The sequence below is a fragment of the Nonomuraea soli genome, from assembly GCF_013761175.1.
GTDB lineage: Bacteria > Actinomycetota > Actinomycetes > Streptosporangiales > Streptosporangiaceae > Nonomuraea > Nonomuraea soli.
This window is the reverse complement of record NZ_JACDUR010000008.1, coordinates 621,405-643,897: the sequence shown is the minus strand read 5'-3', so window position 1 is coordinate 643,897 and position 22,493 is coordinate 621,405. Positions and strand designations below refer to the sequence as shown.

General features: G+C 73.2%; 20 protein-coding genes and 1 pseudogene. 16 read left to right on the top strand and 5 right to left on the bottom strand.

Annotated features, from left to right (window positions below; genetic code table 11):
- The first annotated feature begins 146 nt into the window (after positions 1–146).
- Together HNR30_RS39140 and HNR30_RS39135 are read left to right on the top strand one after the other, a co-directional pair.
- The gene (locus tag HNR30_RS39140; RefSeq protein ID WP_181615168.1) at positions 147–2,732 is read left to right on the top strand and encodes a glycoside hydrolase family 3 C-terminal domain-containing protein; all 2,586 of its coding nucleotides are present in this window, start codon (positions 147–149) and stop codon (positions 2,730–2,732) included.
- A 132-nt stretch (positions 2,733–2,864) separates the two neighbouring features.
- Positions 2,865–3,890, top strand: coding sequence for a LacI family DNA-binding transcriptional regulator (locus HNR30_RS39135; RefSeq protein WP_181615167.1), 1,026 nt, complete (start codon positions 2,865–2,867; stop codon positions 3,888–3,890).
- Positions 3,891–3,924: 34 nt separating this feature from the next.
- On the opposite strand, the gene HNR30_RS39130 is transcribed toward HNR30_RS39135, so the two are convergent.
- Positions 3,925–4,554 (bottom strand): SDR family NAD(P)-dependent oxidoreductase, encoded by a 630-nt coding sequence (locus tag HNR30_RS39130; protein ID WP_181615166.1) that lies wholly within the window; start codon positions 4,552–4,554, stop codon positions 3,925–3,927.
- 72 nt (positions 4,555–4,626) lie between these two features.
- Between HNR30_RS39130 and HNR30_RS39125 the strand changes: the two genes are divergently transcribed.
- Together HNR30_RS39125 and HNR30_RS39120 are read left to right on the top strand one after the other, a co-directional pair.
- Positions 4,627–5,001 carry a MerR family transcriptional regulator gene (locus tag HNR30_RS39125; RefSeq protein WP_181615165.1) on the top strand — a complete coding sequence of 125 codons (375 nt, stop codon included), beginning with the start codon at positions 4,627–4,629 and terminating at the stop codon, positions 4,999–5,001.
- A 152-nt stretch (positions 5,002–5,153) separates the two neighbouring features.
- Complete coding sequence (locus HNR30_RS39120) at positions 5,154–6,473, top strand: MFS transporter (protein WP_181615164.1); 1,320 nt, start codon at positions 5,154–5,156, stop codon at positions 6,471–6,473.
- Between the two features lie 51 nt (positions 6,474–6,524).
- Here the strand turns inward: HNR30_RS39120 and HNR30_RS39115 are convergent, their stop codons facing one another.
- A complete protein-coding gene (locus tag HNR30_RS39115; protein WP_181615163.1) occupies positions 6,525–7,238 on the bottom strand; it encodes a 3-keto-5-aminohexanoate cleavage protein in 714 nt (237 codons plus the stop codon).
- Positions 7,239–7,334: 96 nt separating this feature from the next.
- Here HNR30_RS39115 and HNR30_RS39110 point away from each other — a divergent pair, with 96 nt between their 5' ends.
- The gene (locus tag HNR30_RS39110) at positions 7,335–7,760 is read left to right on the top strand and encodes a nuclear transport factor 2 family protein (RefSeq protein ID WP_181615162.1); all 426 of its coding nucleotides are present in this window, start codon (positions 7,335–7,337) and stop codon (positions 7,758–7,760) included.
- 193 nt (positions 7,761–7,953) lie between these two features.
- Here the strand turns inward: HNR30_RS39110 and HNR30_RS39105 are convergent, their stop codons facing one another.
- Positions 7,954–8,571 (bottom strand): maleylpyruvate isomerase family mycothiol-dependent enzyme, encoded by a 618-nt coding sequence (locus HNR30_RS39105; RefSeq protein WP_181615161.1) that lies wholly within the window; start codon positions 8,569–8,571, stop codon positions 7,954–7,956.
- A gap of 27 nt (positions 8,572–8,598) precedes the next feature.
- Between HNR30_RS39105 and HNR30_RS39100 the strand changes: the two genes are divergently transcribed.
- The gene (locus tag HNR30_RS39100; RefSeq protein WP_181615160.1) at positions 8,599–9,237 is read left to right on the top strand and encodes a TetR/AcrR family transcriptional regulator; all 639 of its coding nucleotides are present in this window, start codon (positions 8,599–8,601) and stop codon (positions 9,235–9,237) included.
- Here the strand turns inward: HNR30_RS39100 and HNR30_RS39095 are convergent.
- Both HNR30_RS39095 and HNR30_RS39090 read right to left on the bottom strand, forming a co-directional pair.
- The gene (locus HNR30_RS39095) at positions 9,209–10,360 is read right to left on the bottom strand and encodes a serine hydrolase domain-containing protein (protein WP_181615159.1); all 1,152 of its coding nucleotides are present in this window, start codon (positions 10,358–10,360) and stop codon (positions 9,209–9,211) included. The genes HNR30_RS39100 and HNR30_RS39095 overlap by 29 nt on opposite strands.
- A gap of 32 nt (positions 10,361–10,392) precedes the next feature.
- A complete protein-coding gene (locus HNR30_RS39090) occupies positions 10,393–10,797 on the bottom strand; it encodes a hypothetical protein (protein WP_181615158.1) in 405 nt (134 codons plus the stop codon).
- 158 nt (positions 10,798–10,955) lie between these two features.
- Here HNR30_RS39090 and HNR30_RS50465 point away from each other — a divergent pair, with 158 nt between their 5' ends.
- The 10 genes and pseudogenes from HNR30_RS50465 to HNR30_RS39045 all read left to right on the top strand — a co-directional run bounded on the left by HNR30_RS50465 (position 10,956) and on the right by HNR30_RS39045 (position 22,484).
- The gene (locus HNR30_RS50465) at positions 10,956–12,242 is read left to right on the top strand and encodes a PucR family transcriptional regulator (protein WP_181615157.1); all 1,287 of its coding nucleotides are present in this window, start codon (positions 10,956–10,958) and stop codon (positions 12,240–12,242) included.
- An 85-nt stretch (positions 12,243–12,327) separates the two neighbouring features.
- Positions 12,328–13,164 carry a fumarylacetoacetate hydrolase family protein gene (locus HNR30_RS39080; RefSeq protein WP_181615156.1) on the top strand — a complete coding sequence of 279 codons (837 nt, stop codon included), beginning with the start codon at positions 12,328–12,330 and terminating at the stop codon, positions 13,162–13,164.
- 2 nt (positions 13,165–13,166) lie between these two features.
- On the top strand, positions 13,167–14,075 hold the full coding sequence (locus HNR30_RS39075) for a VOC family protein (RefSeq protein WP_181615155.1): 909 nt from the start codon (positions 13,167–13,169) through the stop codon (positions 14,073–14,075).
- Positions 14,068–15,675 (top strand): AMP-binding protein, encoded by a 1,608-nt coding sequence (locus HNR30_RS39070; RefSeq protein WP_181615154.1) that lies wholly within the window; start codon positions 14,068–14,070, stop codon positions 15,673–15,675. The genes HNR30_RS39075 and HNR30_RS39070 overlap by 8 nt, the downstream gene beginning before the upstream one ends.
- The gene (locus HNR30_RS39065; protein ID WP_181615153.1) at positions 15,672–16,085 is read left to right on the top strand and encodes a TIGR03618 family F420-dependent PPOX class oxidoreductase; all 414 of its coding nucleotides are present in this window, start codon (positions 15,672–15,674) and stop codon (positions 16,083–16,085) included. Before HNR30_RS39070 ends, HNR30_RS39065 begins: the two co-directional genes overlap by 4 nt.
- Complete coding sequence (locus HNR30_RS39060; RefSeq protein ID WP_181615152.1) at positions 16,082–16,924, top strand: amidohydrolase family protein; 843 nt, start codon at positions 16,082–16,084, stop codon at positions 16,922–16,924. Before HNR30_RS39065 ends, HNR30_RS39060 begins: the two co-directional genes overlap by 4 nt.
- Positions 16,917–18,650, top strand: coding sequence for an FAD-dependent monooxygenase (locus HNR30_RS39055; protein ID WP_181615151.1), 1,734 nt, complete (start codon positions 16,917–16,919; stop codon positions 18,648–18,650). The genes HNR30_RS39060 and HNR30_RS39055 overlap by 8 nt, the downstream gene beginning before the upstream one ends.
- Positions 18,651–18,754: 104 nt before the next feature.
- Positions 18,755–20,149, top strand: a pseudogene (locus HNR30_RS48655) (amino acid adenylation domain-containing protein); the annotation flags it as partial.
- Complete coding sequence (locus tag HNR30_RS39050; RefSeq protein ID WP_376771780.1) at positions 20,077–21,297, top strand: condensation domain-containing protein; 1,221 nt, start codon at positions 20,077–20,079, stop codon at positions 21,295–21,297. The pseudogene HNR30_RS48655 and the gene HNR30_RS39050, both read left to right, overlap by 73 nt.
- A 146-nt stretch (positions 21,298–21,443) precedes the next feature.
- Positions 21,444–22,484: a Rossmann-fold NAD(P)-binding domain-containing protein gene (locus HNR30_RS39045; RefSeq protein WP_181615149.1), complete on the top strand. Its 1,041-nt coding sequence runs from the start codon at positions 21,444–21,446 to the stop codon at positions 22,482–22,484.
- The last annotated feature ends 9 nt before the right edge of the window (positions 22,485–22,493 follow it).

Sequence of the window (22,493 nt, the reverse complement as noted above, 5' to 3'; positions counted from 1 at the left end):
CAGCGATCAACTCTCCCGGCCAACCCGGCAGGGGCACGATCTTTCAGCAGGACTCAACGTCCAGGAAACCAGAGTGCTCACCTGCCAGGCGGCTACCAACCCTGAAGTCTGCCGGATGGCCGACTTCCTGACTGATTAGGACACCCGTGGACGACCTCGACCGCCTCGTCGACAAGCTGGACCTGGAAGCCAAGGTCCGGCTGGTCACCGGGGCGACCGTGTGGCGCACCGCCGCCGAGCCCGCCATCGGCCTGGAGCCCATGGCGACCTCCGACGGGCCCGCCGGCGTACGCGGCGAAGGCTGGGACGAACGCCGCACCTCGCTGTCGCTGCCCTCCGCCACCGCCCTGGCCGCCACCTGGGACGAGAGCCTTGCCAGGTCCATGGGCGAACTGCTCGCCGACGAGGCCAGGCGCAAGGGGGTGCACGTCGTCCTCGCCCCCACGCTGAACCTTCACCGCTCCCCGCTCGGCGGACGGCACTTCGAGTGCTACTCGGAGGACCCCCTGCTCACCGGCCGCATCGGCGCGGCAATGATCGCCGGCATCCAGTCACGCGGGGTCGCGGCCACGGCCAAGCACTACGTGGCCAACGACTCCGAGACCGACCGCCTCACCCTGGACGCCCGCGTCGAAGAGCGCACCCTGCGCGAGGTCTACCTGGCCCCCTTCGAGGCGGCGGTGCGGGCCGGGGTGTGGGTGGTGATGTCGGCGTACAACGGCGTCAACGGGCCCACCATGTCGGAGAACCCGCTGCTGGCCGAGCCGCTGAAGGGCGAGTGGGGGTTCGACGGGGTGGTGGTCTCGGACTGGGGGGCCGTGCGCTCCACGGTCGCATCGGCGCGAGCCGCCCAGGACCTGGCCATGCCGGGGCCCGAGTCGCCATGGGGCGCGGCGCTGGTGGCGGCGGTGCGGGCGGGCGAGGTGCCGGAGTCGGCCATCGACGACAAGGTACGGCGCCTGCTGCGCCTGGCCACCCGCGTCGGCGCCCTCTCCACGGCGCCCGCGTCGCCCATGGCTGCGGCGTCATCTCGGGATCGCGCTCTCCTGCGGCGCGTGGCCGCCGCCTCCACCGTCCTCCTGCGCAACAAGGGCGCCCTGCTCCCCCTCGACCCCCACAACCTGGCCCGCGTCGCCGTCATCGGCCCGCACGCCGCCCACCCCCGCATCCAGGGCGGCGGCAGCGCGGGCGTCTACCCCGAGTCGCCGGTCACCCCGCTCGACGGCCTGCGCACGGCCCTGTACGGCAGAGCCGAGGTCCACCACGCCCCCGGCGTCCACCTCGACGGCCCGCCCGCCCCGCTCGACACCACCACCGCCCGCAACCCCCGCACCGGCGAGCCCGGCCTCCTGGTGCGCCTGCTCGACGCGGCCGGAGCCGAGATCCACGCCGAGCACCGCCTCAGCGGCCGCCTCCCCGAGCCGGGCGGCCCCATCGACGAGGCGGCCACGGTCGAGATCAGCGCGCTGCTGCCGGACGCGGAGGGCTCCTGGGACGTGGCCGCCGCCGGTTGGGGCCGCCTCCACCTCACCGTGAACGGCCGCACCGTGATCGACGAGACGGTCCCCCGCCACACCGACGACCCGGCGACCGTCCACCTGGCCCCGCCGTACCGCACAACCCGCATCACTTTGAGCCCGACCGACCTTGCCGATCCTGCCCACCCCGCTGAGCCTGCCCACCCCGCTGAGCCCGCCGACCCCACTGCTGGCCCCACTGCTGGCCCCACTGCTGGCCCCACTGCTGGCCCCACTGCTGGCCTCACCGCTGGCCTCACCGCCGACCGCGTGGCCCGCCACCACGGCGGCGACCCGGCGACCGGTCTCGCGGGGTGGCGGGGTGTCGAGCTGGTCCTTCGTCGTGAGCTGGTCCCCGGTGGTGGCCGGGCGTGCGTCCTGGCCGCCGCCCCAGCGCCGCTCGACGCCGCCGCGGCGATGGCCGCCGCCGTCGAGGCCGCGCGGGCGAGTGAGGTCGCCGTCGTGGTGGTGGGCACCACCGAGCAGGCCGAGGGCGAGGGTGTCGACCGCGAGACCCTCGCCCTGCCCGGCGCCCAGGACGCGCTGGTGAGCGCGGTCGCGGCGGTGAACCCCGCGACGATCGTGGTGGTGAACTCCGGCGGCCCCGTCGCGATGCCCTGGCGCGAGGAGGTGGCCGCCGTGCTGGTCGGCTGGTTCCCCGGCGAGGAGGGCGGCAACGGGCTGGCGGACGTGCTGCTCGGGCGGGCCGAGCCGGGCGGGCGTCTGCCCACCACCTGGGCGGACCGCGCGCTCACCTCGACCACCCCGCGCGACGGCGTGCTCGTCTACGCGGAGGGCCCGCACATCGGCTACCGCGGCTGGCTCAGGGAGCAGGAGCCTCCCGTCTACTGGTTCGGCCACGGGCTCGGCTACACGAGCTGGGCCTACGAGGAGTTGTGGGTGCCGGAGAGGGTCGTGCCCGACCGGCCGGTGCGGGTGCACGTGCGGGTGCGCAACACGGGGCCGAGGCCGGGCCGGGAGGTGGTCCAGGTCTACCTGTCCAGGCCGCACGACGGTGACCGGTGGCTGGCGGGGTTCGCGGCCGTCACGGCGGAGCCGGGCGAGCGGGCCGAGGTGGTCGTGGAGCTGCCGGCGCGCGCGTTCCAGCACTGGGCGGGCGCCTGGTGCACGGCCGAGGGCGAGGTGCGGGTGCGGGCGGGCCGGTCGGCGGCGGACCTGCCGCTGGATGCGGCGATGACGGTCGCGTACGGCTAGCGGTGACGGCGTCGTGGCGGCCTCGTACGGCGCCGGCGGTGACAGCGTGGCGGCGGCCTCGTACGGCCTGCGGAAATAACGGTCTCATACACCTAGGAGAGCGCTCTCCGTCCAGCGTGTTATAAAAAGCGGGTGAAACAAGGGGCCTCTCCCACACTCGAGGACGTCGCGCGGGTCGCCGGTGTCTCCCGCGCGACCGTCTCTCGCGTGATCAACGGGATCCGCAACGTCGATCCCGCCATCCAGGAGGCCGTGCGCCAGGCCATCGCCACGACCGGGTACGTCCCCAACCGGGCCGCCCGCTCGCTGGTCACCCGGCGCACGGGCGCGGTGGCCCTGGTGTTGTCGGGAGCGGGCGACGACTCGGCGCCGAGCCCGATCCTGGCCGACCCGTTCTTCGGCCGCGTCGTCAGCGGGATCATCAGCTTCCTGCGCCCGCGCGGCATCCATCCGGTGCTGATGTTCGCCGAGAGCGACGCCAGCCGCGCGGAGGTGGTGTCCTACCTGCGGCAGGGCGACGCCGACGGCGCGTTGCTGGTCTCCACGCACGCCGCGGACCCGCTGCCCGCGCAGCTGGTGGAGGCGGGGGTGCCCGCGGTGCTGTTCGCCAGGCCGGCTCGGCCGGTGCCGATCAGCTACGTCGACGTCGACCACAGGGCGGGCGCCGCGCTGGCCGCCGATCGTTTGGTGGAGCTGGGCCGGCGGCGGGTCGCCACCATCTGCGGCCCGCTCGACGTACCGGCGGCGCAGGCGCGGCTGGCCGGGTTCCAGGACGCCATGGCCAGGCACGGGCACGCGTTCGTCCCCTACAGCGAGGGCGGTTTCACCTACGACAGCGGCGAGCAGGCCATGGAGCGGCTGCTGGACGGGCACCCCGATCTCGACGGGGTGTTCGTCGCCAACGACCTGATGGCCCAGGGTGCGCTGCACGCCCTGCGCCATCACGGCCGGTCGGTGCCCGGCGACGTGGCGGTGATCGGCTTCGACGACAGCAGCGCCGCCACGGCCTGCCGGCCGCTCCTGACGACGATCAGGCATCCGGTCGAGGACATGGCGGCCGAGATGGGACGCCTGCTGCTGGAGCACGTCCACGAGCCAGGGCGGGCGCCGACGTCCGTGATCTTCGAGCCTGCCCTGATCATGCGCGCGTCGGCATAAGGGCCCAGGTCTCGGCCACCCGCCCCGTGCGGGGTCAGCAGCCGATTCTGACCTCGTGTTCCCAGGCCGTGCGGGGCTGGAGGTGCAGGCGCCAGTAGTGCTCGGCGATGACGTCCGGGTCGAACGCCGTCCCGGGGGCGACCACGCCGCCGACCGTGATGCTCGCCGTGTGCACGCCCGCCGGGCCGTACTCCTCGTGCAGGGCGGTCACGAGCGTGCGGACCCCGGCCTTGCCGAGCGACAGGCTGAGGTAGCCGGCCTTCGGCTCCGGCATGCCGCCGGTGACCAGGAAGCTGCCGCGGCCTCGCCCGGCCATGGCGGGCAGCAGCCGCGCGGCCGTGACGATCGCGCCGCCGACGTTGACCGCCCACCGGCCGAGGTGGTCCTCGAGTGACAGGTCGGCGGGCCGGTCGGGGCGGATCACCGCCGCGTTGTAGACGACCGCGTCGGGCACGCCGAGCTCGGCCACGATCGTGTCGAGCGCCGACGTCAGGGCCTTCTCGTCGCCCGCGTCGGCGGTCACGGTCAGCGCGCCGGGCACGGCCGACCTCAGGGTCTGCTCGCTGCGCGCGACGAGCGCCACGGGCAGGCCTTCGCGGGCGAAACGGCGCGCCACCGCCTGCCCGATCCCGGGGCCCGCACCGATGATGACTACTCCGGACATAAGTGACTCCTCCTTCGTGTTGGCACGGAGGCTAGGGCGTCACATCCATGTGAAGGTCAACTGGAGGAACCCGTGCGCATCGGCGACCTGTCCGAGCGGTCCGGTGTGAGCCGGCGGCTGCTGCGCTACTACGAGGAGCAGGGCCTGCTCACTCCGGTACGGCGGGCGAACGGCTACCGCGACTACGCCGAGTCCGATGTGGCAGCGGTGCGGCACATCCGCCTGCTCCTGGAGGCCGGGCTGCCGACGGTGGCGATCGGCAGGCTCCTGCACTGCGTGCACGACGACGGCGGCCGGGCGGTGCCCACGCCCTGCCCCGGCCTGGTGGAGCAGCTCAGGCGCGAGCGCGGCAGGATCGCCGCGACCATCGCCGACCTGCAGGCCTCCCAGCGCGCCCTGGACGGGCTGCTGGCGACCGCCCTGAATTCGTTCGCCCGGACAGGGTGATTTCGTTAAGGTATGCCCGTGCCCAAAGCGGACAGGGTGCGCCGTCGCTGAGAGCGGCGGCGGCGCATAACACCAGGCTTCGTCGTCGCTCCTGAGCCCATGGCCAGGAGCGCCCTTGCGGCGCTCGGACTTCCCTGTTCCGGAGCGCGTCCTTGTTCGTCTTGTCTTCCGGTCAGCGTCGGCGTGTCCTGCTCGCCGTCCTGATCTCCCATGTCGTCTTCCCGCTCGCGATCACCGGCGCGACGGCCGTCGTCCCCGCCGTGACCGCGGGCCTGCCCGGCGCCGACGCCCTCGGCCCGTGGCTCGCCCTGGCCTACAACGGCCTGTTCGCCGCGGCGCTGCTGCTGGCGGGCGCGGGCGCCGACCGCACCTCCCGCACCCGCTTCTTCGCCGCGGGCAATCTCCTGGTCGCCGTCACCGGGGTGGCGTCGGCGTTCGCGCCCGACCTGCTGTCCCTCGTGGTGTTGCGCACGGTGGCCGGGGCCGGGGCCGCCATGTGCGCGGCGGGCGGTTCCGCGATGATCCTCGCCGTCTACCCGCCGGAGGAACGCCGCCAGGTGTTCGGCTACACCGGCGCCGTCCTCGGCACCAGCCTGGCCCTCGGACCGGTGGTGGCCCAGGGGCTCATGGCCGTCGGCGGCTGGGAGCTGGTCTTCGTCGTGCCCGGGGTCGTCGCCGCTCTCGCGGCCGTGGGCACGGTCGGCCTGCCCGGCCTGCGCAGCCCCGAGCCGCAGGGGCGGTTCGACCTGGCAGGCGCCGTGTTGTTCGGCGTGGTCGTGGCCGCAGTGGTCACGGCGCTGGGGATCGGGCTCGGTCCCGGCGTCGCGTGGTGGGCGCCGGTGGGCCTCGTGGTGGTCGCCGCTGTCTGCGGTGTCGTCCTGGTCCGCGTGGAGCGGCGTGCCGACGAGCCGGCGATCCCCATGGATCTGCTGCGTATCCCGGCCTACCGCGCGTACGGCGTGGCGACCGGCGCGTTCATGGGTGTGCTGGTCGTGGGCCTGACGGTGCTGCCCCAGCTCGCCGACGCGCGCGGCATGGGGCCGGGCCAGGCGGCGGTCATGCTCAGCCTGCTGACCGTGCCGTCGACGCTGCTGCCGCTGGTGGCGGCCAGGCTCGCCCGGCGCTGGGCCAGGCAGCTGGTGACGGCGGCGCTGTTCGCCTGCGCCGTGACGGCGGCCGTGTTGCAGCTCACCGACCATCCGGCCGCCCTGCTCGCCGCGGCGGCGGCGATCGGGCTCTGCCTGGGGCTGACCGAGGGGGTGCCCGACGGCCAGGCGCTGAAGCATGTGCCCTCGCACCGGGGTGGAGCCGGGGCGGCGCTGTTCAGCACGACCCGGATGAGCCTGGAGACCTTCACGCTGGCCGCCGCGACCGGCGTGATGGCGGCGCTCGGCCCCGCGCCGGGTCTCGCGGTGGCCGGGGCGGTGTGCCTGACGGCGGCCCTCATCGTCAGGAACGCCGTACGCGCCTAGCCAGCAGGCGGCCCTCGTCGTCAGGAACGCCGGACGCGCCTGGCCCGCACGTCAGGAACGCCGGACGCGTCTGGCCAGCAGGCGGCGCGCCGCCGCGACCAGGGCGGCGTTGTCGGGAGCCGGACTTCCGTCGGGCATGCGCAGGGTGTCTTCGAGCCCGATCCTCGTCGACAGCCCGCGTGCGCCCGCCACGGCGAGGACGGCCCAGGCCGCGTCGTCCTCTCCGTGGAGCAGGATCGGCCGCCCCGCCAGCTCCTCGACCAGCGCGACGGCGGAGCCCACGGCGGTGACGGGGTCGGTGTCGGTGATCTCGGCCAGCACGCGCAGCACCCGGCCGGCACGCGGCCAGGCCAGGAACCGCTCGGCGGCGCCGGTGCCGGAGAAGATCCCGGCCTCGATGCCGACGCCTCGTTCCAGCAGCGTGTCGGCGAGTTCGGCCGCACCGTCCTCGTGCCAGTTCACCGACGCGTGGTCGGGCAGCACGCTCCAGGCCCGCACGTGGCCGGCCCGGTCCGCGCCGGTCCACGCGCCGGTGGTCACGCCGACGGGGATGCCGGGTACGGCGGAGCGAACCGCCGTGACGGCGGCGGCGACGTGGTCCGGCTCCATGGTGTCGGCCCCGCCGTCGTCCTTCGGGTGGAGGTGGATGTCCTCGGCGCCGGCCGCGACCGCCTCCTTCGCAGCGGCGGCCAGTTCGGCGGGCGTCAAGGGGAGGCGCTCGTGCTCGGCGCGGCCCCGCGCGCCGTTCAGGCAGACCTGCAGCATGCCGGAGACCTTCCCACAACCTGGCCGCCTCACCATTCGGAGCGCTGCGTCGTCGGAAGAGCTGACCGTCACTTACACCGACCTTGGAGATCCACGATGACCGATTTCCAGCTCATCGCCGACCGCGTCGAGATCGAGGCGTTGCGCGGCGAGTTCACCGACGCGGCGACGATGGGCGACTTCGACCGCCTGGCCGCGCTGTTCACCCCCGACGGCGCGTTGCGCATGCCCAACGTGCCGGTCGAGCTCGTCGGCCACGAGCAGATGCGCGCCTGGGGCGAGCGGCGGGACGCGTTCGTCGAGCTCTTCGTCCAGCAGACCCATCCGGGCTCGATCCGGCTGGACGGCGACACCGCGACCGGCCGTGCCTACATGCAGGAGGTGATCAAGACCCGCGACGGTCAGTGGCACCGCAACTTCGCCATCTACCACGACCGGTACGCGCGCACCGCCGACGGCTGGCGGTTCACCGAGCGGGTCTACGAGGTCCGTCTTCTCGACGAGGATCGTCCAGAGAAGTGAACTTGTCGGGATTGCTCACCACGTCGATGGCGCGCACATGCTCCCCGTCGGCCTCCAGGCCGGGCACCATGACGGCGAAGGAGGTCCCGCCGGTGAACAGCGGTTAGGGCAGCCAGGGCACCGGGGCACGCGCTGATCGCCGGAGCCGGGCCCTTCCTGCAGGCGGACGCCAGGCCCGGCGTGGTCGGCGCGTTCATCGCGTCAGGGCGGTGAGGCCGGGTCCGGTGAGCTCGTCGGCGGCGACGGGCCTGCCGGACACGGCGAGCAGGAGCGCCAGGGCGGTGCCGCGCACTTCCTGGCCCTCCCCGTGGTCGAGCGAGGTGTCGGTGGCGATCAGCCGCAGCCCGGCGGCGCGTTCCTTTCCGCCGCCCATGCCCACGCCGGTGGCGAGCTGGTGGCGCAGGGCCGCGGCGACGTGCTCGGCCGGGTAGGCCCTGCCCAGGCCGAGGGGGCGGCGGATGTCCTCGCCGTGCACGAACGCCTCGACGAGGCGGGTGGCCTTGGGCGCGGGCGCGCTGGTGGTGCGGCGGGAGACCGCTTCGAAGGCGGCGAGGGTGGCGCGGGGGTCTGCTCGCCGTTCGCGCGCCAGGCCGTCGCCGTTGTAGCGGTCGAAGTCGAACCGGGCGGCGGCCAGGCGGAGCATGAAGCCCGGCCAGGTGGTCTTGGCGTCGTCGACGAGGTGGGCGAGCACGTCGTGCACGTCCCAGCCGGGGCACAGCGACGGCGTGGCCCATCGTTCGGCGGGCAGCTGCGCGAGGTCGCTGATCAGTGCCGCGCGTTCGGTGTGGACGACGTCCCAGATGGCGTTCATATCTGAACTGTACTGTACAGTACAGCTATGACGCCAACGGGTAAGCGGGCCGAGCGCAGCCGCCAGGCCATCGTCGCCGCCGCACGCGAGCTGTTCGTCTCGGAAGGCTTCGACGCCGGGATGGACCTCATCGCCGCGAGGGCAGGAGTGTCGAAGGTGACCGTCTACAACCACTTCGGCAGCAAGGAGGAGCTGTTCACCGAGGTCGTCGGCCAGGCCATGGGCGAGGCCCACACCACCATGGCCGAGCTGCGCGCCCGCCTGTCCGAGGCCGCCGGCGCGCGCGAGGCGCTGCTGCACCTGGCCCGCGCGCTGGTGACCGCCGCCACCGACCCGTCCCGGCTGGCCCTGCGCAACCTCGTCACCGCCGAGCTGCGGCGCTTCCCCGAGCTCGGCGAGGCCTACCTGACTCGCGGCCCCGCCCGGTCGGCGGCCGACCTGGGTGAGGCCCTCGGCGACCTGTGCGGGCGCGGCCTGCTGGAGATCCCCGACCGCGAGGTGGCCGTCCTGCAGTTCTTCTCCCTCACGATCTACCCGCACCTGATCGCCGGCACCATCGGTTCCGCGCTCCCCGGTGACCTCGCCGAGCGGCTGATCACCGGGGGCGTCGATCTCTTCCTCGCCAGGTACGGCGCCGTCAGCGGGCCTCGCAGTACACCTGCGTGAGCAGGCTCTTGAGCAGCCGGTCGAAGTGCTGCGCCGCGCCGCGGGCCGGCGACTCGTCCACCCACGTCACCGAGGCGGTCAGGGTCTTCCTGCCGTCGGGCGAGCTGTACATCAGCGCGCCGTAGCCGTGGGGCGGGCTGCCGTTGTGCTGGTAGACGGTGCCGCAGCCCGGGCCGAGGTCCTGCACGAACAGGCCCAGGCCGTAGCCGAGCTTGCCGTACGGCTTGCGCATCTCGTCGAGCAGCGGCGCGGGCAGGAGCCTGCCGCCGTTCAGCGCGGACATGAAGGTGGCCTGGTCCTTGGTGGTGGTGATCAGGTCACCGGCGCCGGTCAGCAGGGAGAGGTTCTGGCGCGAGACGTCGACCACCTTCCCCTGGACGCGGTAGTAGCCGTGGGCGTGCGGCCCGGGCAGGCGTGTGCGGTCGCCCGGCACCATGGTGTCGCGCATGCCCAGCGGCCGCAGGATGCGATCCCGCAACTCGTCGGCGTAGGGACGCCCGGTGATCTTCTCGATCAGCAGCTGGGCCAGCGTGAAGTTGGTGTTGGAGTACTCCTGCCCGGCTCCCGGCTCGAACCTGGGCGGCTTCGACAGCGCGACCCGCACCAGCTCCTGCGGCGTGTAACTGCGGAACCGCTCCGTCACCCAGGCGTCGCCCGAGGCGGTGATCCCGGGCATCCACGTGCCGTCCGGTCCCAGGTCGCCGGTGTAGTTGAACAGCCCGCTGGTGTGCTGGAGCAGCATCCGCACCGTGATCCGCCGGTCGAGGCCGTACTCCGGCAGGTGGTCGGCCACCGGGGAGTCCAGGGTGACCCTGTTCTCGGCCACCAGCTGCAGCACGACGGTGGCGACGACGGTCTTGGTCACGCTGCCCGTCCAGAACGACCCGTTCGTCGGCGGCTTGGCGGAGGCGCCGAGCTCGCGCATGCCCGCGCTGCCGGCCCATTCTCCCTTCTCGTCACGGACCCGCAGCTGGATGCCGGTGAAGCCGGCGTCGATCCACTCCTGCAGGTTCTGGCGCAGCTCCGGACGGTCCCCGGCCGCGGCGGGCGCCGTGAGCGCACCGGCCAGCAGGCCGGCCGCCAGGAAGGGAACCGTCACGCGCCGGATCGTCTTGGTCTTCATGATTGATCGTCTCCAGGGGTTCGCGGGGGATGTCAGGCGAGGTCGAGGGCAGCGGTGATCTTGCGGGCCATCTCGGTCAGCGCGGGGCTCGGCTGCCCCTTGTGCACCCCGGCCGCCGCGTCGAGGGCGACGATCACGGTGCTGCGGAAGTTGGCGGCCTCGGCCGGGTCGTGCGCCTTCAGCAGGGACATGGAGTCGGAAAGGGCCGGCAGCACCCGGTCGGCGAGCTCCGCCACGGTCCTGAACTTCAGCTCCTTGCTCTTGGGCGCCTTGGCCAGCACGTGCCCGACCTGGCCGGTCGCCGCCGACAGGGCCAGGGCGCCGTGGGTGGCGACCTTGTGGGCGGAGCCGGCGATGCCGGCCGCGGACATCAGCGAAACGGCGCCCCAGGCGGCGATCCGCAAGGTGACCTGGTCCTGCTCGTTGAGGGTGTTCATGCCGGTGTGCTCCTTCAGGGTGTTCCGTCGATGGCTCTACGGTCGCCGACCGCCCTGATACGGCACCCATGGCCGCCTGACACGCCGCTGACATCACCGCGGGGCGCTGTCAGGGCTCCGGCGCCGTGGCGTCGCGGTGACGTGCTAGGACTGAGCGTGTGAACGACAGCGCGTGCCGGTGGTTGCTCGGACTGCGGCCCCAGGGCGGCGGCCCTGGCTCGGCCGTGCCCGCCGCCACCCAGGCGCTGGCCCGCGAGATCCTGGGCCACGGCCCGGCCGGCTGGGCGGTGGAGACCGCCGAGTGGATGACGCACGAGGTCATCCGCCAGGTCCCCGCCTACGGGGGCGGGCGCACGCAGTTCGAGACGCTGCGCCGCTCGGTCGAGGCCACCGTGCTCGCGGCGCTCGGCGGGCTGCTGCGCGACGCCCGCCCGACACCGGAGCAGGTGCCGATGGAGGCGGTGGAGGGCAACGCCGAGCTGGTCCGCCGTGGTGTGCCGCTGGACCTGGTGCTGCGCGGGGTCCGCATCGGGCACGCCTGCCTGCACCAGCGCCTCATGGACGCCATCGACGCCGAGCCTGAGCCGGTCCGCCTGCCGGAGAGCCACCGGGTGAGCGAGCTGCTGTTCTCCTACGCCGACGCGCACGCCAGCCGGATGGCGGAGGAGTACATCGCCGAGCGCGACCGCTGGCAGGCCAGCACCGAGGCGGCCAGGCGCCGGATCGTCGACGACATCCTCGGCGGGCGGCGCATCGATCAGGGCTCGGCCACCCGGACCCTCGGGTACGACATCACGCGCCACCACCTGGCCTTCATCGTCGCCGCCGACGAGCTCGACACGCCCGCCGAGGTGCTGCGCCGCTTCGCATCCGAGGTCGGCAGGGCGGTGGGCGGGCAGGGCGTGCTCACCGTCCAGGCGGGGCCGTCGGACGTGTGGGCGTGGACGGCGACCACCGCCGAGGCGCCTGCGGTGCCGTCCGCCGAAGCACGACAGGCGCAGGCCCGTACCGTCGAGGTCCCTGCCGGGTTGCGGCTGGCGCTCGGCCCGCCCGCCGCCGGGGTGGCCGGGTTCAGGCGCAGCCATCTGGGCGCCCGCGAGGCGCAGGGTTTCCTCGGCGGGGACGTGCGCCTGCGCCGCCACGCCGACATCCGGGTGCGGTCGCTGCTGGCCGCCGACGCCGAACGGTCGAGGTGGTTCGTCGAGGAGACCCTGGGGGCGCTGCTGGAGGACGGCGGGCGTACGGCGGAGCTGCGCGAGACGCTGCGCACCTACCTGGCCGCCGGGCGCAGCCCGCAACGCGCGGCCGAACTGCTGCACGTCTCCCGCAACACCGTCACCTACCGGATCAAGCGGGCCGAGGAACTGCTGGGCCGCCCGCTCTCGGGCGACCTGCTCGATGTGCGCCTGGCGCTCGAGATCACCCGCTCAGAGCCCAAGCCCTGACGCGCTTTCTGGGCTGGGAGCCCAAGCGGCTGCGGGCCGCGCCCTCGTTGAATCGGCGTGAGGAACCGCTGAAGAAGGGGCGCCCATGCGCGTTGCCAATCTCGCCGGCCGGGCGGTGCTGATCACCGGCGCGGGAGCGATCGACATCGAGAAGGCCAGTGGCGGCGGGCTGCCCGCCGACCCCCAGGCGCTGTTCGAGCGCTGGGCGGACCTGGGTGAGCTGGACGGGCCCGCCGTGCCGTACGCCGAGGAGGACCTGCTGGCCCCCTCCCCCGCCCCGCGGCAGGTCTTCGCCATCGGGGTCAACTACCGCGACCACGCCGAGGAGTCGAACATCGAGCCGGGCGCCCGCCCGCCGGTGTTCACCAAGTTCGTCTCCTGCCTGACCGGCCAGGACGCCGTTGTGACGTTGCCCGCGCACGGGCTGACCGACTGGGAGGTGGAGCTCGTTGTGGTGATCGGCCGCCGCGCCCACCGGGTGAGCGCGGCCGAGGCCTGGTCGCACGTGGCCGGGCTGACCGTGGGCCAGGACCTGTCCGAGCGCATCACCCAGCTCTCCCCTCCGCAGCCGCACCAGTTCTCCCTCGGCAAGTCCTTCCCCGGGTTCGGCCCGACGGGCCCGTGGCTGGTCACGCCGGACGAGTTCGCCGATCCCGGCGACCTGGAGATCGGCTGCGAGCTGGACGGCGAGCGGATGCAGCACGCCCGCACCAGCCAGATGATCTTCAATGTGCCGCAGCTCGTCGAGTATCTGTCGGGCGTCACCCCGCTGCTCCCCGGCGACGTGATCTTCACGGGGACCCCTGGCGGCATCGGCGGCACCCGCACCCCGGCCCGCTTCCTGGCGCCCGGCGAGCAGCTGCACAGCACGATCGAGGGCATCGGCACCCTGCGCACCACCTTCACCTCGGAAGGGGCCTGACCATGGCACTGCACCGGCTGACCCGGATCACCATCGGCGTGCCCAACCTCGACGAGACCGCCGCCTACTACGCCGACTTCGGCCTTCGGGCCACCGGCGAGCACACCTTCGCCACCGCCGACGGCGGCGAGCAACTACGCCTGGTGCACTCGCCCAGCCGCCGCCTGGTCGACCTGGGCGTCGGCGTGGACGACCCCGACGACGTGGCCCGCATCGAGGCGAGCCTGGCCCGCCTCGGCCTGTCCCTCGACGGCCACGGCACGGTCACCGACCCCGGCACCGGCGTGCGGGTCAAGGTGGAGATCGCCGGACACATCACCCGTCCCGCCGAGCCGGCGCCCGTCTACAACGGACCGGGCCGCGCCGACCGGCTCGACGCCCGCGCGCCCGGCGTCCTGCGCGAGGAGCGGGTACGGCCGCGCAAGCTCGGCCACGTGGTGCTCGGCTCCACCGACCAGGAGGCCAGCCAGCGCTTCTTCACCGAAGGGCTGGGCTTCAAGGTCAGCGACGAGGTGCCCGGCATCGCCGCCTTCCTGCGCTGCTCCAGCGACCACCACAACGTGCTCGTGCAGCCCGCGCCGGTGCCCTACCTGCACCACACCTCCTGGGAGGTGGAGGACGTCGACGAGATCGGGCGCGGCGCGCACCACATGCTGGAGGGCCACCCCGAGCGGCACGTGTGGGGCCTGGGACGCCACCACATCGGCTCCAACTTCTTCTGGTACCTCAAGGATCCGGCGGGCAACTTCTCGGAGTACTACAGCGACCTCGACTGCGTCGTCGACGAGGCCGTGTGGAAGCCGGAGGTCTTCTCCGACATGCGGATCCTCTACAGCTGGGGACCGCCGGTCCCGCCGTCGTTCATCGAGCCGGAGGACCTGGCCGCGCTGATGGCGGGCAACCATGAATGACCTCGTCCTGACGCCCGAGGACCTGCCGCGTGTGGAGTCGGTGCCACTCGAAGAGCGCGACCTGCCCGCCTCGACCTACGAGCTGCTGTGCCGTACGGCCGCCGCCATGCCCGACAAGCCCGCCCTGCACCTGCTCGGCGAGGGTCCCGAGCGGACCTGGACCTATGCCGAGCTGCTGCACCGCGTGCACCAGGCCGCCAACCACTACCTGAGCCTCGGGCTGGAGCCCGGCAAGGGCACGGTCGGGCTGAAGCTGCGCAACAGCGGCAAGGCCTACGCGGCGCTGCTGGGGGCGCAGGCCGTCGGCATCGCCAACCCGGTCAACCCGTCGCTCGCGCCCGAGCACGTCGACCACATCTTCGCGCTCACCGGCGCCGAGATCGTCGTCACCGACGAAAGCGACTTCTCCGCCCAGCCGGGCGACCGGCTGCTGACCGGACACCGGCCGGAACCCGGCGACCTGGCCGCCTACTTCCACACCGGCGGCACGACCGGCACGCCCAAGGTGGCGCCGCACACCCACGCCATGGAGGTCTACATGGCCTGGGTGCTGGGCTGCTCGGGCGCCTACGCGGGCGGCGACGCCGTGGCGCTGGCCGGGCTCCCGCTCTTCCACGTCAACGCCGTGCACGTCACCGGGCTGGCGCCGTTCATGCACGGCGGGACCGTCGTCAGCCTCGGACCGCTCGGCTACCGCGACAGGGCGCTCATGGCCGGGTTCTGGCGCATCGTCGAGAGGTTCAGGGTGACCGCCTTCTCGGCCGTGCCGACCGTCTACAGTTCGCTGCCGCCGGTGCCCGAGGGGGTGGACATCTCCAGCCTGCGGGCGGGAGCGGTGGGCGCCGCGCCGCTGCCGTCAACGGTGCGCGACGGGTTCGAGCGGTCGGCGAGGGTGCCGATGCTGGAGGGGTACGGCCTGACCGAGGCCACCTGCGTCAGCGCCGCCACCCCGGCCTTCGCGCCGCGCCCCGGCTCCGTGGGCCTGCGCCTGCCGTACCAGCGCATCAGGGCGACCCCCGAGGGCGAGCTGGAGATCAGCGGGCCCGCGGTCTTCCCCGGCTACCTCGGGCCCGACGGGCCCGACCCGGCCGGGAAGATCGTCGACGGCTGGCTGCGCACCGGCGACCTCGGGCACGTCGACGCCGACGGATACGTCTACCTCACCGGCCGGGCCAAGGACCTGATCATTCGCGGCGGCCACAATCTCGACCCCCGGCCGATCGAGGAATCGTTGCTGGCGCACCCCGGCGTGACCGGCGCGGCCGTCGTGGGCAGGCCGGACGCGCACGCGGGCGAGGTGCCGGTGGCATACGTGACCGTCGGCGCCGCCGTCGCCGAGGACGAGCTGCTGGCCTGGGCCGCCGCACGCGCTCCCGAGCCCGCCGCGGCGCCCAAGGCCGTCTTCGTGGTGCCCACGCTGCCGACGACCGCCGTCGGCAAGCCGTACAAGCCCGAACTGGTCGCCGACTCGGTGCGCCGCCTGTTCCCCGGGGTGGAGGTGCTGCTGGAGGACGGCCGTCCGGTGGCGCTCATCGGCGACGACCCCGGCCTGGCCGCGACCCTCGACCGCCACCAGATCCGCCACCGGAGCACATCGTGATCGAACAGCACGTCCGCGACTTCCTCGATCGTCAGGCCGCCGGGGTGCTGGCCACGGTCCGCCCCGACGGCACCGCCAGGCAGTCGGTGGTCTACTTCGCGCTCGACGGCGAGCGCCTGCTCGTCTCCACCGAGCCTCGTCGTGCCAAGGCGCTCGACGTGCGACGCACCGGGCGGGCCTCGCTGTGCGTGGCCGGGGCCGCCGCGCCGTACCCGTCGGTCACGCTGGAGGGCCCCGCGCGGATCAGGACCGAGGGCATCGGCGCCGACACCGCCCGCGTCTGGTCGCGCATCGGCGGCCGGCCGGTCGACGCCATGGCCGACGCCGACCTGGCCGCGATGGACCGCGTGATCCTCGAGATCGCCGTGGAGCGGGTCTACGGCGCGAGCTACCTGAAGGACACGCCATGAGCCGGGTCGACGTGCACCAGCACCTGGTCCCCGAGCCGTACGCCCGCTGGTTGCGCTCGCACGGCGTGGACGCGCCGGGTGGCAGGCCGCTGCCCTCGTGGAGCCCGGCCGAGGCGCTGGAGTTCATGGAACGGCAGGGCATCGCCAAGGCCGTCGTCTCGCTCACCACGCCCGGCGCCTACCTGGGTGACGGCGGCGACGCCGCCTACGTGGCCAGGCAGTCGAACACCTACGCCGCCCAGCTGGCCGCCGACCATCCAGGACGGTTCGGCTTCTTCGCCACGCTCACCCTGCCCGACGTGGACACGGCCGTGCAGGAGGCCGCGCACGCGCTCGGCGAGCTGGGCGCCGACGGGGTGATGCTGCTGGCCAACAGCGACGGCCTCTACCTGGGCGACGCGCTCCTCGACCCGCTCATGGCCCACCTCGACGAGCACGGAGCGACGGTCTTCGTGCACCCGGCCCAGCTGCCGGGGCCACCGGCCGCGGGCATCCCGCCCTTCGCCGCCGACTTCCTGCTCGACACCACCCGCGCCGCCTTCAACCTGGTCAAGCACGACGTGCCCCGGCGCTTCCCGCACATCCGCTTCATCCTGGCCCACGGCGGCGGCTTCGTGCCCTACGCGGCCGAGCGCCTGGCGATCACCGTCTTCGCCGAGACCGGCCGCGACCTCGGCGACATCCTCGACGACCTGCGCGGCTTCCACTTCGACACGGCCCTGTCGGCCAGCCCCGCGCTCGCCGCCTTCGCCAGGCCCGGCCACCTGCACTACGGCAGCGACTGGCCCTTCGCGCCCGAACCCGCCGTGGCCTACTTCAAGGAGAGTTTCGATGTATGACGTGCTCATCGTGGGCGGAGGCGGCGCGGGGCTGACCGCCTCGATGCTGCTGTCGCAGCTCGGCGTCGACCATCTGCTGGTCAGCGCGTTGCCGACCACGTCGGTGCTGCCCAAGGCGCACCTGCTCAACCAGCACACCATGGAGATCTTCGCCGGGCTCGGCGTCGCCGGGGCGATCTACGAGCGCGGCACCCCGCCCGAGCAGATGCGCCACAGCGGCTGGTACGCCGGGCTCGCCGGGCCCGATACCGACCACGGCAGGCGCTTCGGCCTGGTCGAGAGCTGGGGCGCGGGCGGTCTGGCGCCCGCCTGGTCCAGCGCCAGCCCCTTCCTGTCGACGAACCTGCCGCAGCTGCGCCTGGAGCCGATCCTCAAGGAGCACGCCGAGCGCATGGCTCCCGGCAGGGTGCGCTTCCACCACGAGGTGACCGCCTTCGAGCAGGACGCCGACGGCGTCACCGCCACCGTCCTCGACCGCTCGACCGGCGAGTCCACCGAGGTGCGTGCCCGCTACCTGCTGGCGTGCGACGGCGGGCGCACGATCGGCAAGGCGCTCGGCGTCACCATGGAGGGCGCGCGTGATCTGGCCCGCGTCGCCACCGTCCACCTCACGGCCGACCTCTCGCCCTGGGCGCTCGACCCCGACGTGCTCATCCGCTGGCTGACGCTCCCCCACACCGGCGGATCGGCCACCATGGTGCCGATGGGGCCCACCCGCTGGGGCCCCGACTCGGAGGAGTGGGTCGTCCACCTCAACTACGCCAGCGACGACCCGCGCGGCCTCGACGACGAGCAGGTCACCGCCGACCTGCGGGACGCGCTCGGGCTGCCCGGCCACCCGCTCGACGTGCACCTCATCACCCGATGGTCCATCGAGGGCGTGGTCGCCGACCGGTTCCGCGACGGCCGCGTCTTCCTGCTCGGCGACGCCGCCCACCGCCATCCGCCGACCGGGGGCCTGGGGCTGAACGCCGCCGTCCAGGACGCCGCCAACCTCGCCTGGAAACTCGCCCTCGTCCTGTCGGGTCACGCGGGACCTGAACTGCTCGACAGCTACGAGCCGGAGCGCAGGCCCGCCACCGCCCGCAACGTGCAGCGTTCGGTGGAGAACGCGCTCAACCACATCGTCACCGGCCAGATCCTCTTCGGCGGCGCCGGGTCGAACTGGGAGCAGCTGCGCCGCGTGTGGAGCGGCCTGCCCGAGGACGCCGAGCACGCCCGCGCCGTACGGCGGGCGATCGCCGCCCAGTCCATGGAGTTCGACGAGCACAACGTGGAGTACGGCTACACCTACACCTCCGGCGCGGTCGCCCAGGACGGCACCCCGGAACCCTGCAATCCCGACCCGATCCGCCTCTACCAGCCCGCCGCCCGGCCCGGCCACCCCCTGCCGCACGCGTGGCTGGAGGACGACGCGGGCCGCCGGCTGTCCACCCACGAGCTCGTACGGCCCGGCCGCATGCTGCTCATCGCCGGGGAGGACGGGCACGACTGGTGCGCGGCCGCCGCCAAGCTCGCGGAAGACCGGCCGATCGACGTCGTCAGGGTCGGCCACTGCGACGGCGACCTGCTCGACGTGCGTTCCACCTGGGTCAGGCACCGGGGCCACGGGCCGTCGGGAGCGGTGCTGGTGCGGCCCGACCGGTTCGTCGCCTGGCGGGCGCAGGAGAGCGGTGACGCGGGAGCCCAGCTGGAGCAGGCGTTGCGGGCGGTGCTCGGGGGGTGACTTGACCTATGACGTTACGGTAATGCAACCCGACAAATCCTCACCTTCTTCTCTGGATCATGGCACGCTGACCGGCGTCATATGTGATCGATGAGGAGACCTCTATGGCGTTACGGGTCCACGAGGCCTTTGCACAGCAGGTGCGTCACACCCCAGAACGCACCGCAGTCGTGGCGGGCACCACCCGCCTCACCTACGTTGAGCTCGACCACCTCGCCAACGGCATCGCCCACGACCTGGGCCGCCACGGGGCGGGCCGGGAGGCGGCCGTGGGCGTCTGCCTGGACCGCGACGCGACGATGCTCGCGGCACTCCTGGGCGTCTGGAAGGCGGGCGCGGCCTACGTGCCGCTCGATCCCGCCTATCCCGCGGAACGGCTCGACCACATCGCCCGCGACTCCGGCGCCAAGCTCCTGATCACCTCCGCCGACGTCGCGCGACGTGGCGTCCTGCGCGGCTCGGGCACCCCCATCGTGCTCGCCCACGATTCCGCGCCCAGCTCGCACGCGCCCGACGCGCCGGGCGCCGACGGCGACGCCGCCTACATCATGTACACCTCGGGTTCGACCGGCCTGCCCAAGGGCGTGGTCATCGAGCACCGCAACCTCATGGCCCTGCTGACCGCCGAGAGCGGCTTCTTCGCCGACGAGGTCGCGGGCATGCTGGCGGCCACCTCGATCTGCTTCGACCCCTCGGTCAGCCAGCTGTTCCTTCCGCTGATCTGCGGGGGCACGGTGATCCTCGCCGACAACCTGCTCGCCCTGCCCACCCTGCCCGCGCGTGACGAGGTCACCACCGTGTACGGCGCGCCCTCGGCCCTGGTCTCGCTGCTGGCCCAGCCGCTGCCCGCCGGCGTGCGGACCGTCGTCTCCGGTGGCGAGCCGCTGACCCGGGCCCTGGTGGATCGGATCTACGCGAACCCGGGCGTGCGCCGCGTTGTAAACGTATACGGTCCGACCGAATGCACCGTGACCTGCGGTTCCCACGACGTCCCCCGCGACTCCACCGGGGAGCCCCCGATCGGGCTCGGACACGCCGGGTCGGTGCTGTCGGTACGCGACCCCGACGGGCGTCGTGTGGCCGACGGGGAGACGGGCGAGTTGTGGGTGTCGGGGCCGCTCGTCGGACGCGGCTACCTCGACAGGGCCGAGCTCACGGCGTCCCGGTTCGTCGTCCGCGAGGGTGAGCGCCACTACCGGACAGGGGATCAGGCTCGGGTCGAGGGCGGGGCCTTCGTCTACGCCGGGCGTGATGACGATCAGGTGAAGGTCGCCGGGTTCCGGGTCGAGCTCGGCGAGGTCAGGGCCGCGCTGGCGCGGCACCCGCGGGTGCGCAACGCGGCCGTCCTCGCCCGCGCCGACCAGTCGGGAATCCGCCGGCTGGTGGCGTACGTGGAGGGCGACGCCACGCCCGCCGGGTTGCGGGCGTGGGTACGGGAGCGGTTACCGGACCACATGGTGCCTGCTCGCGTCGTCGTCATGGAGCGGTTACCGCTCGGCCCCACCGGCAAGATCGACCGGGCTCGGCTGGCCGCGATGGACCTCGACCCGATGCCCCGGCGGGCCCTCCGCCCGGCACCACACCCGGCACCGAGATCGAGCAGCGCCTGGCAGGCATCGTCGCCGGCGTGCTCGGTAGCCCGGATCCCGTCGGCGTCCACGACCACTTCCTCGACCTCGGCGGGCACTCCATGGCCGCCGCCCAGGCCTGCGCCCGCATCGAGACCGAGCTGGGCGTCCGCGTGCCCCTCACCGCCTTCCTCGGCCGTCCCACCGTCGCCGAACTGGCCGAATACGTCGCTGCGGAACCCGTCGCGGAACCCGTCGGCGCGCTCTCCCGCCATCACGGCCGCACTCGATACCCCCTCACCGCCGCCCAGCAGGGCATGTGGCTGCTGCGCGAGGTCGGCCAGAGCACCACGGCCACGGCGATCGCGGTACGGCTGCGGGTGCACGGCATCGACACGCCCGATCCCGTCCAGCGGGCCCTCGACCGGCTCGTGGCCGAACACGAGGTGCTGCGCAGCGTCATCGTCACCGGCGCAGGAGGAATCCAGGAAACGTCGGTGATGCCGCCGAAGCCCGTCCCCGTCACGGTGCACGACCTGCGGTCGATGGACGCCGCCGGGCAGGACGCCTACGTCGCAGCCCTGCCCGTGGCCGGGTTCGACCTGACCGCGGACACGCCGTTGCTGCGCGCCGACCTGCTCTGGGTCGGCGACGCGAGCGCCGACCTGCTGGTGTCGAGCGACCACACGGCGTTCGACGGCTGGTCGATCGCTGTCCTCATGGCCGAGCTCGCCCGCCATATCCCGGGCACGGGGCACCCGGCCGTCACCGGCGCACCCGCCTTCCAGGTGGGTGACGTCGCGCTGGCCGAGCAGCAGGCCCTCGCCGGGCTGGAGCCACTGCGCGCCTACTGGGCCGACGAACTGGCCGGAGCCGCTCCGCCGTACGAGGTGCTGTCCGCCACCGACGGTCCGGGACGCGGCAGGGGCGGGCGCGTCACGCTGCCGCTGCCCGAGCGGACCGCCGCCGCCGTCGGCGAACTGCGCCTCATGGAGGACGAACTTCCCGACGCCATTGCGGGTGCGGAAATCGCCGACAATCTCGACCTGATCGATAGAGAATTGGCTTCACGCAAATGATACTTCGTGTTACGAATTATCGTTTTCAAGGTCTTCGACAAGGCATTTGACAGTAGTTCGTGTGGATCACCACAATGATTTCCGGCCTGGCGAACCCGGGCCGGATTTCGTTTCCCAGAACAATGACGTTCCAGGAGCCTCACCGTTTGTCCAAGACCACACTCGTCCTGATCGGCACGGGTGGGCTCGCCCGAGGCATCGCGTACGCGCTCGCCACGACGACGACCCCGCTCGATCTCGTGATCGCGGGCCGCAGCCTCGACCGCACCGCCGAACTCGCCTACGTCACCGCCACCCGCGCCGCCCTGTCAGGCACCTCGATGACCGTCCGGGCGATCACGATGGATCTCGCCGGCGACGACCTGGCACGTTCGCTTTCCGCTCTCGACCCGGCGGGTGTCGTACTCGCCGCCTCCACCCAGTCGCCCTGGGAGCACACGCTGGCCCCCTCGGCGTGGACGGCGTTCGTCCGTGAGGCCGGGTTCGGCGTGACCCTGCCCTTCCAGGCCGAGTTCGCGCTACGTGTCGGCCGCGCCCTCAACGCGGCCTGCCCGCGAGCGTGGTTCGTCAACGCGTGTTTCCCCGACGCGGTCAACCCGGTGCTCGACGCCCACGGCGTCCCCGTGCTGTGCGGCATCGGCAACGTCAGCCTGCTGGCCGCGAGCCTGCGCTCCGCGCTCGGCCTCGCGCCCGCCGACCGCCTGGCCGTCCTGGCCCACCACGCCCACCTGCACGCCCAGCCGGAGGAGGCCAGGGCGTGGCTGGAGGGCGAGGAGGTGGCGGAGGTCGGCAAGGCGCTGGCCGCCCAGCGGGCCGCCACGCGCAGCGAGCTCAACCACATCACCGGCCTGGCCGCCGCCCGATTCCTCACCGGGCTGCTGACCGGGGCGGTCCAGCACACCAGCCTGCCGGGCCCGTTCGGCCTGCCCGGCGGCTATCCGGTGCGTGCCGCCGGCACTCACCTGGAACTGGACCTGCCCGCCGGGCTGAGCCTGGAGGAGGCGGTCGCCTTCAACCAGCGCTCGGCCGAGCGTGACGGTGTCGTCGTCGAGGACGGCACCGTGCGCTTCACCACCCCGTCCCTGCCCGATTTCGCCGTGCACGAGCTCAACCGGGTCCGCACCGAGCTGGACCAGCTCAGGACCCGGCTACGTGACCGACCCCCGTCCTCCTCCCCATCCCTCTGAGCGAGGTCC

Bases quoted from the DNA above. Each gene is read 5' to 3' on its own strand.
- HNR30_RS39130 (WP_181615166.1), bottom strand. From the start codon at position 4,554: ATGTCCGGAGTAGTCATCATCGGTGCGGGCCCCGGGATCGGGCAGGCG.
- HNR30_RS39115 (WP_181615163.1), bottom strand. From the start codon at position 7,238: ATGCTGCAGGTCTGCCTGAACGGCGCGCGGGGCCGCGCCGAGCACGAG.
- HNR30_RS39110 (WP_181615162.1), top strand. From the start codon at position 7,335: ATGACCGATTTCCAGCTCATCGCCGACCGCGTCGAGATCGAGGCGTTG.
- HNR30_RS39105 (WP_181615161.1), bottom strand. From the start codon at position 8,571: ATGAACGCCATCTGGGACGTCGTCCACACCGAACGCGCGGCACTGATC.
- HNR30_RS39100 (WP_181615160.1), top strand. From the start codon at position 8,599: ATGACGCCAACGGGTAAGCGGGCCGAGCGCAGCCGCCAGGCCATCGTC.
- HNR30_RS39095 (WP_181615159.1), bottom strand. From the start codon at position 10,360: ATGAAGACCAAGACGATCCGGCGCGTGACGGTTCCCTTCCTGGCGGCC.
- HNR30_RS39090 (WP_181615158.1), bottom strand. From the start codon at position 10,797: ATGAACACCCTCAACGAGCAGGACCAGGTCACCTTGCGGATCGCCGCC.
- HNR30_RS39080 (WP_181615156.1), top strand. From the start codon at position 12,328: ATGCGCGTTGCCAATCTCGCCGGCCGGGCGGTGCTGATCACCGGCGCG.
- HNR30_RS39075 (WP_181615155.1), top strand. From the start codon at position 13,167: ATGGCACTGCACCGGCTGACCCGGATCACCATCGGCGTGCCCAACCTC.
- HNR30_RS39070 (WP_181615154.1), top strand. From the start codon at position 14,068: ATGAATGACCTCGTCCTGACGCCCGAGGACCTGCCGCGTGTGGAGTCG.
- HNR30_RS39060 (WP_181615152.1), top strand. From the start codon at position 16,082: ATGAGCCGGGTCGACGTGCACCAGCACCTGGTCCCCGAGCCGTACGCC.
- HNR30_RS39055 (WP_181615151.1), top strand. From the start codon at position 16,917: ATGTATGACGTGCTCATCGTGGGCGGAGGCGGCGCGGGGCTGACCGCC.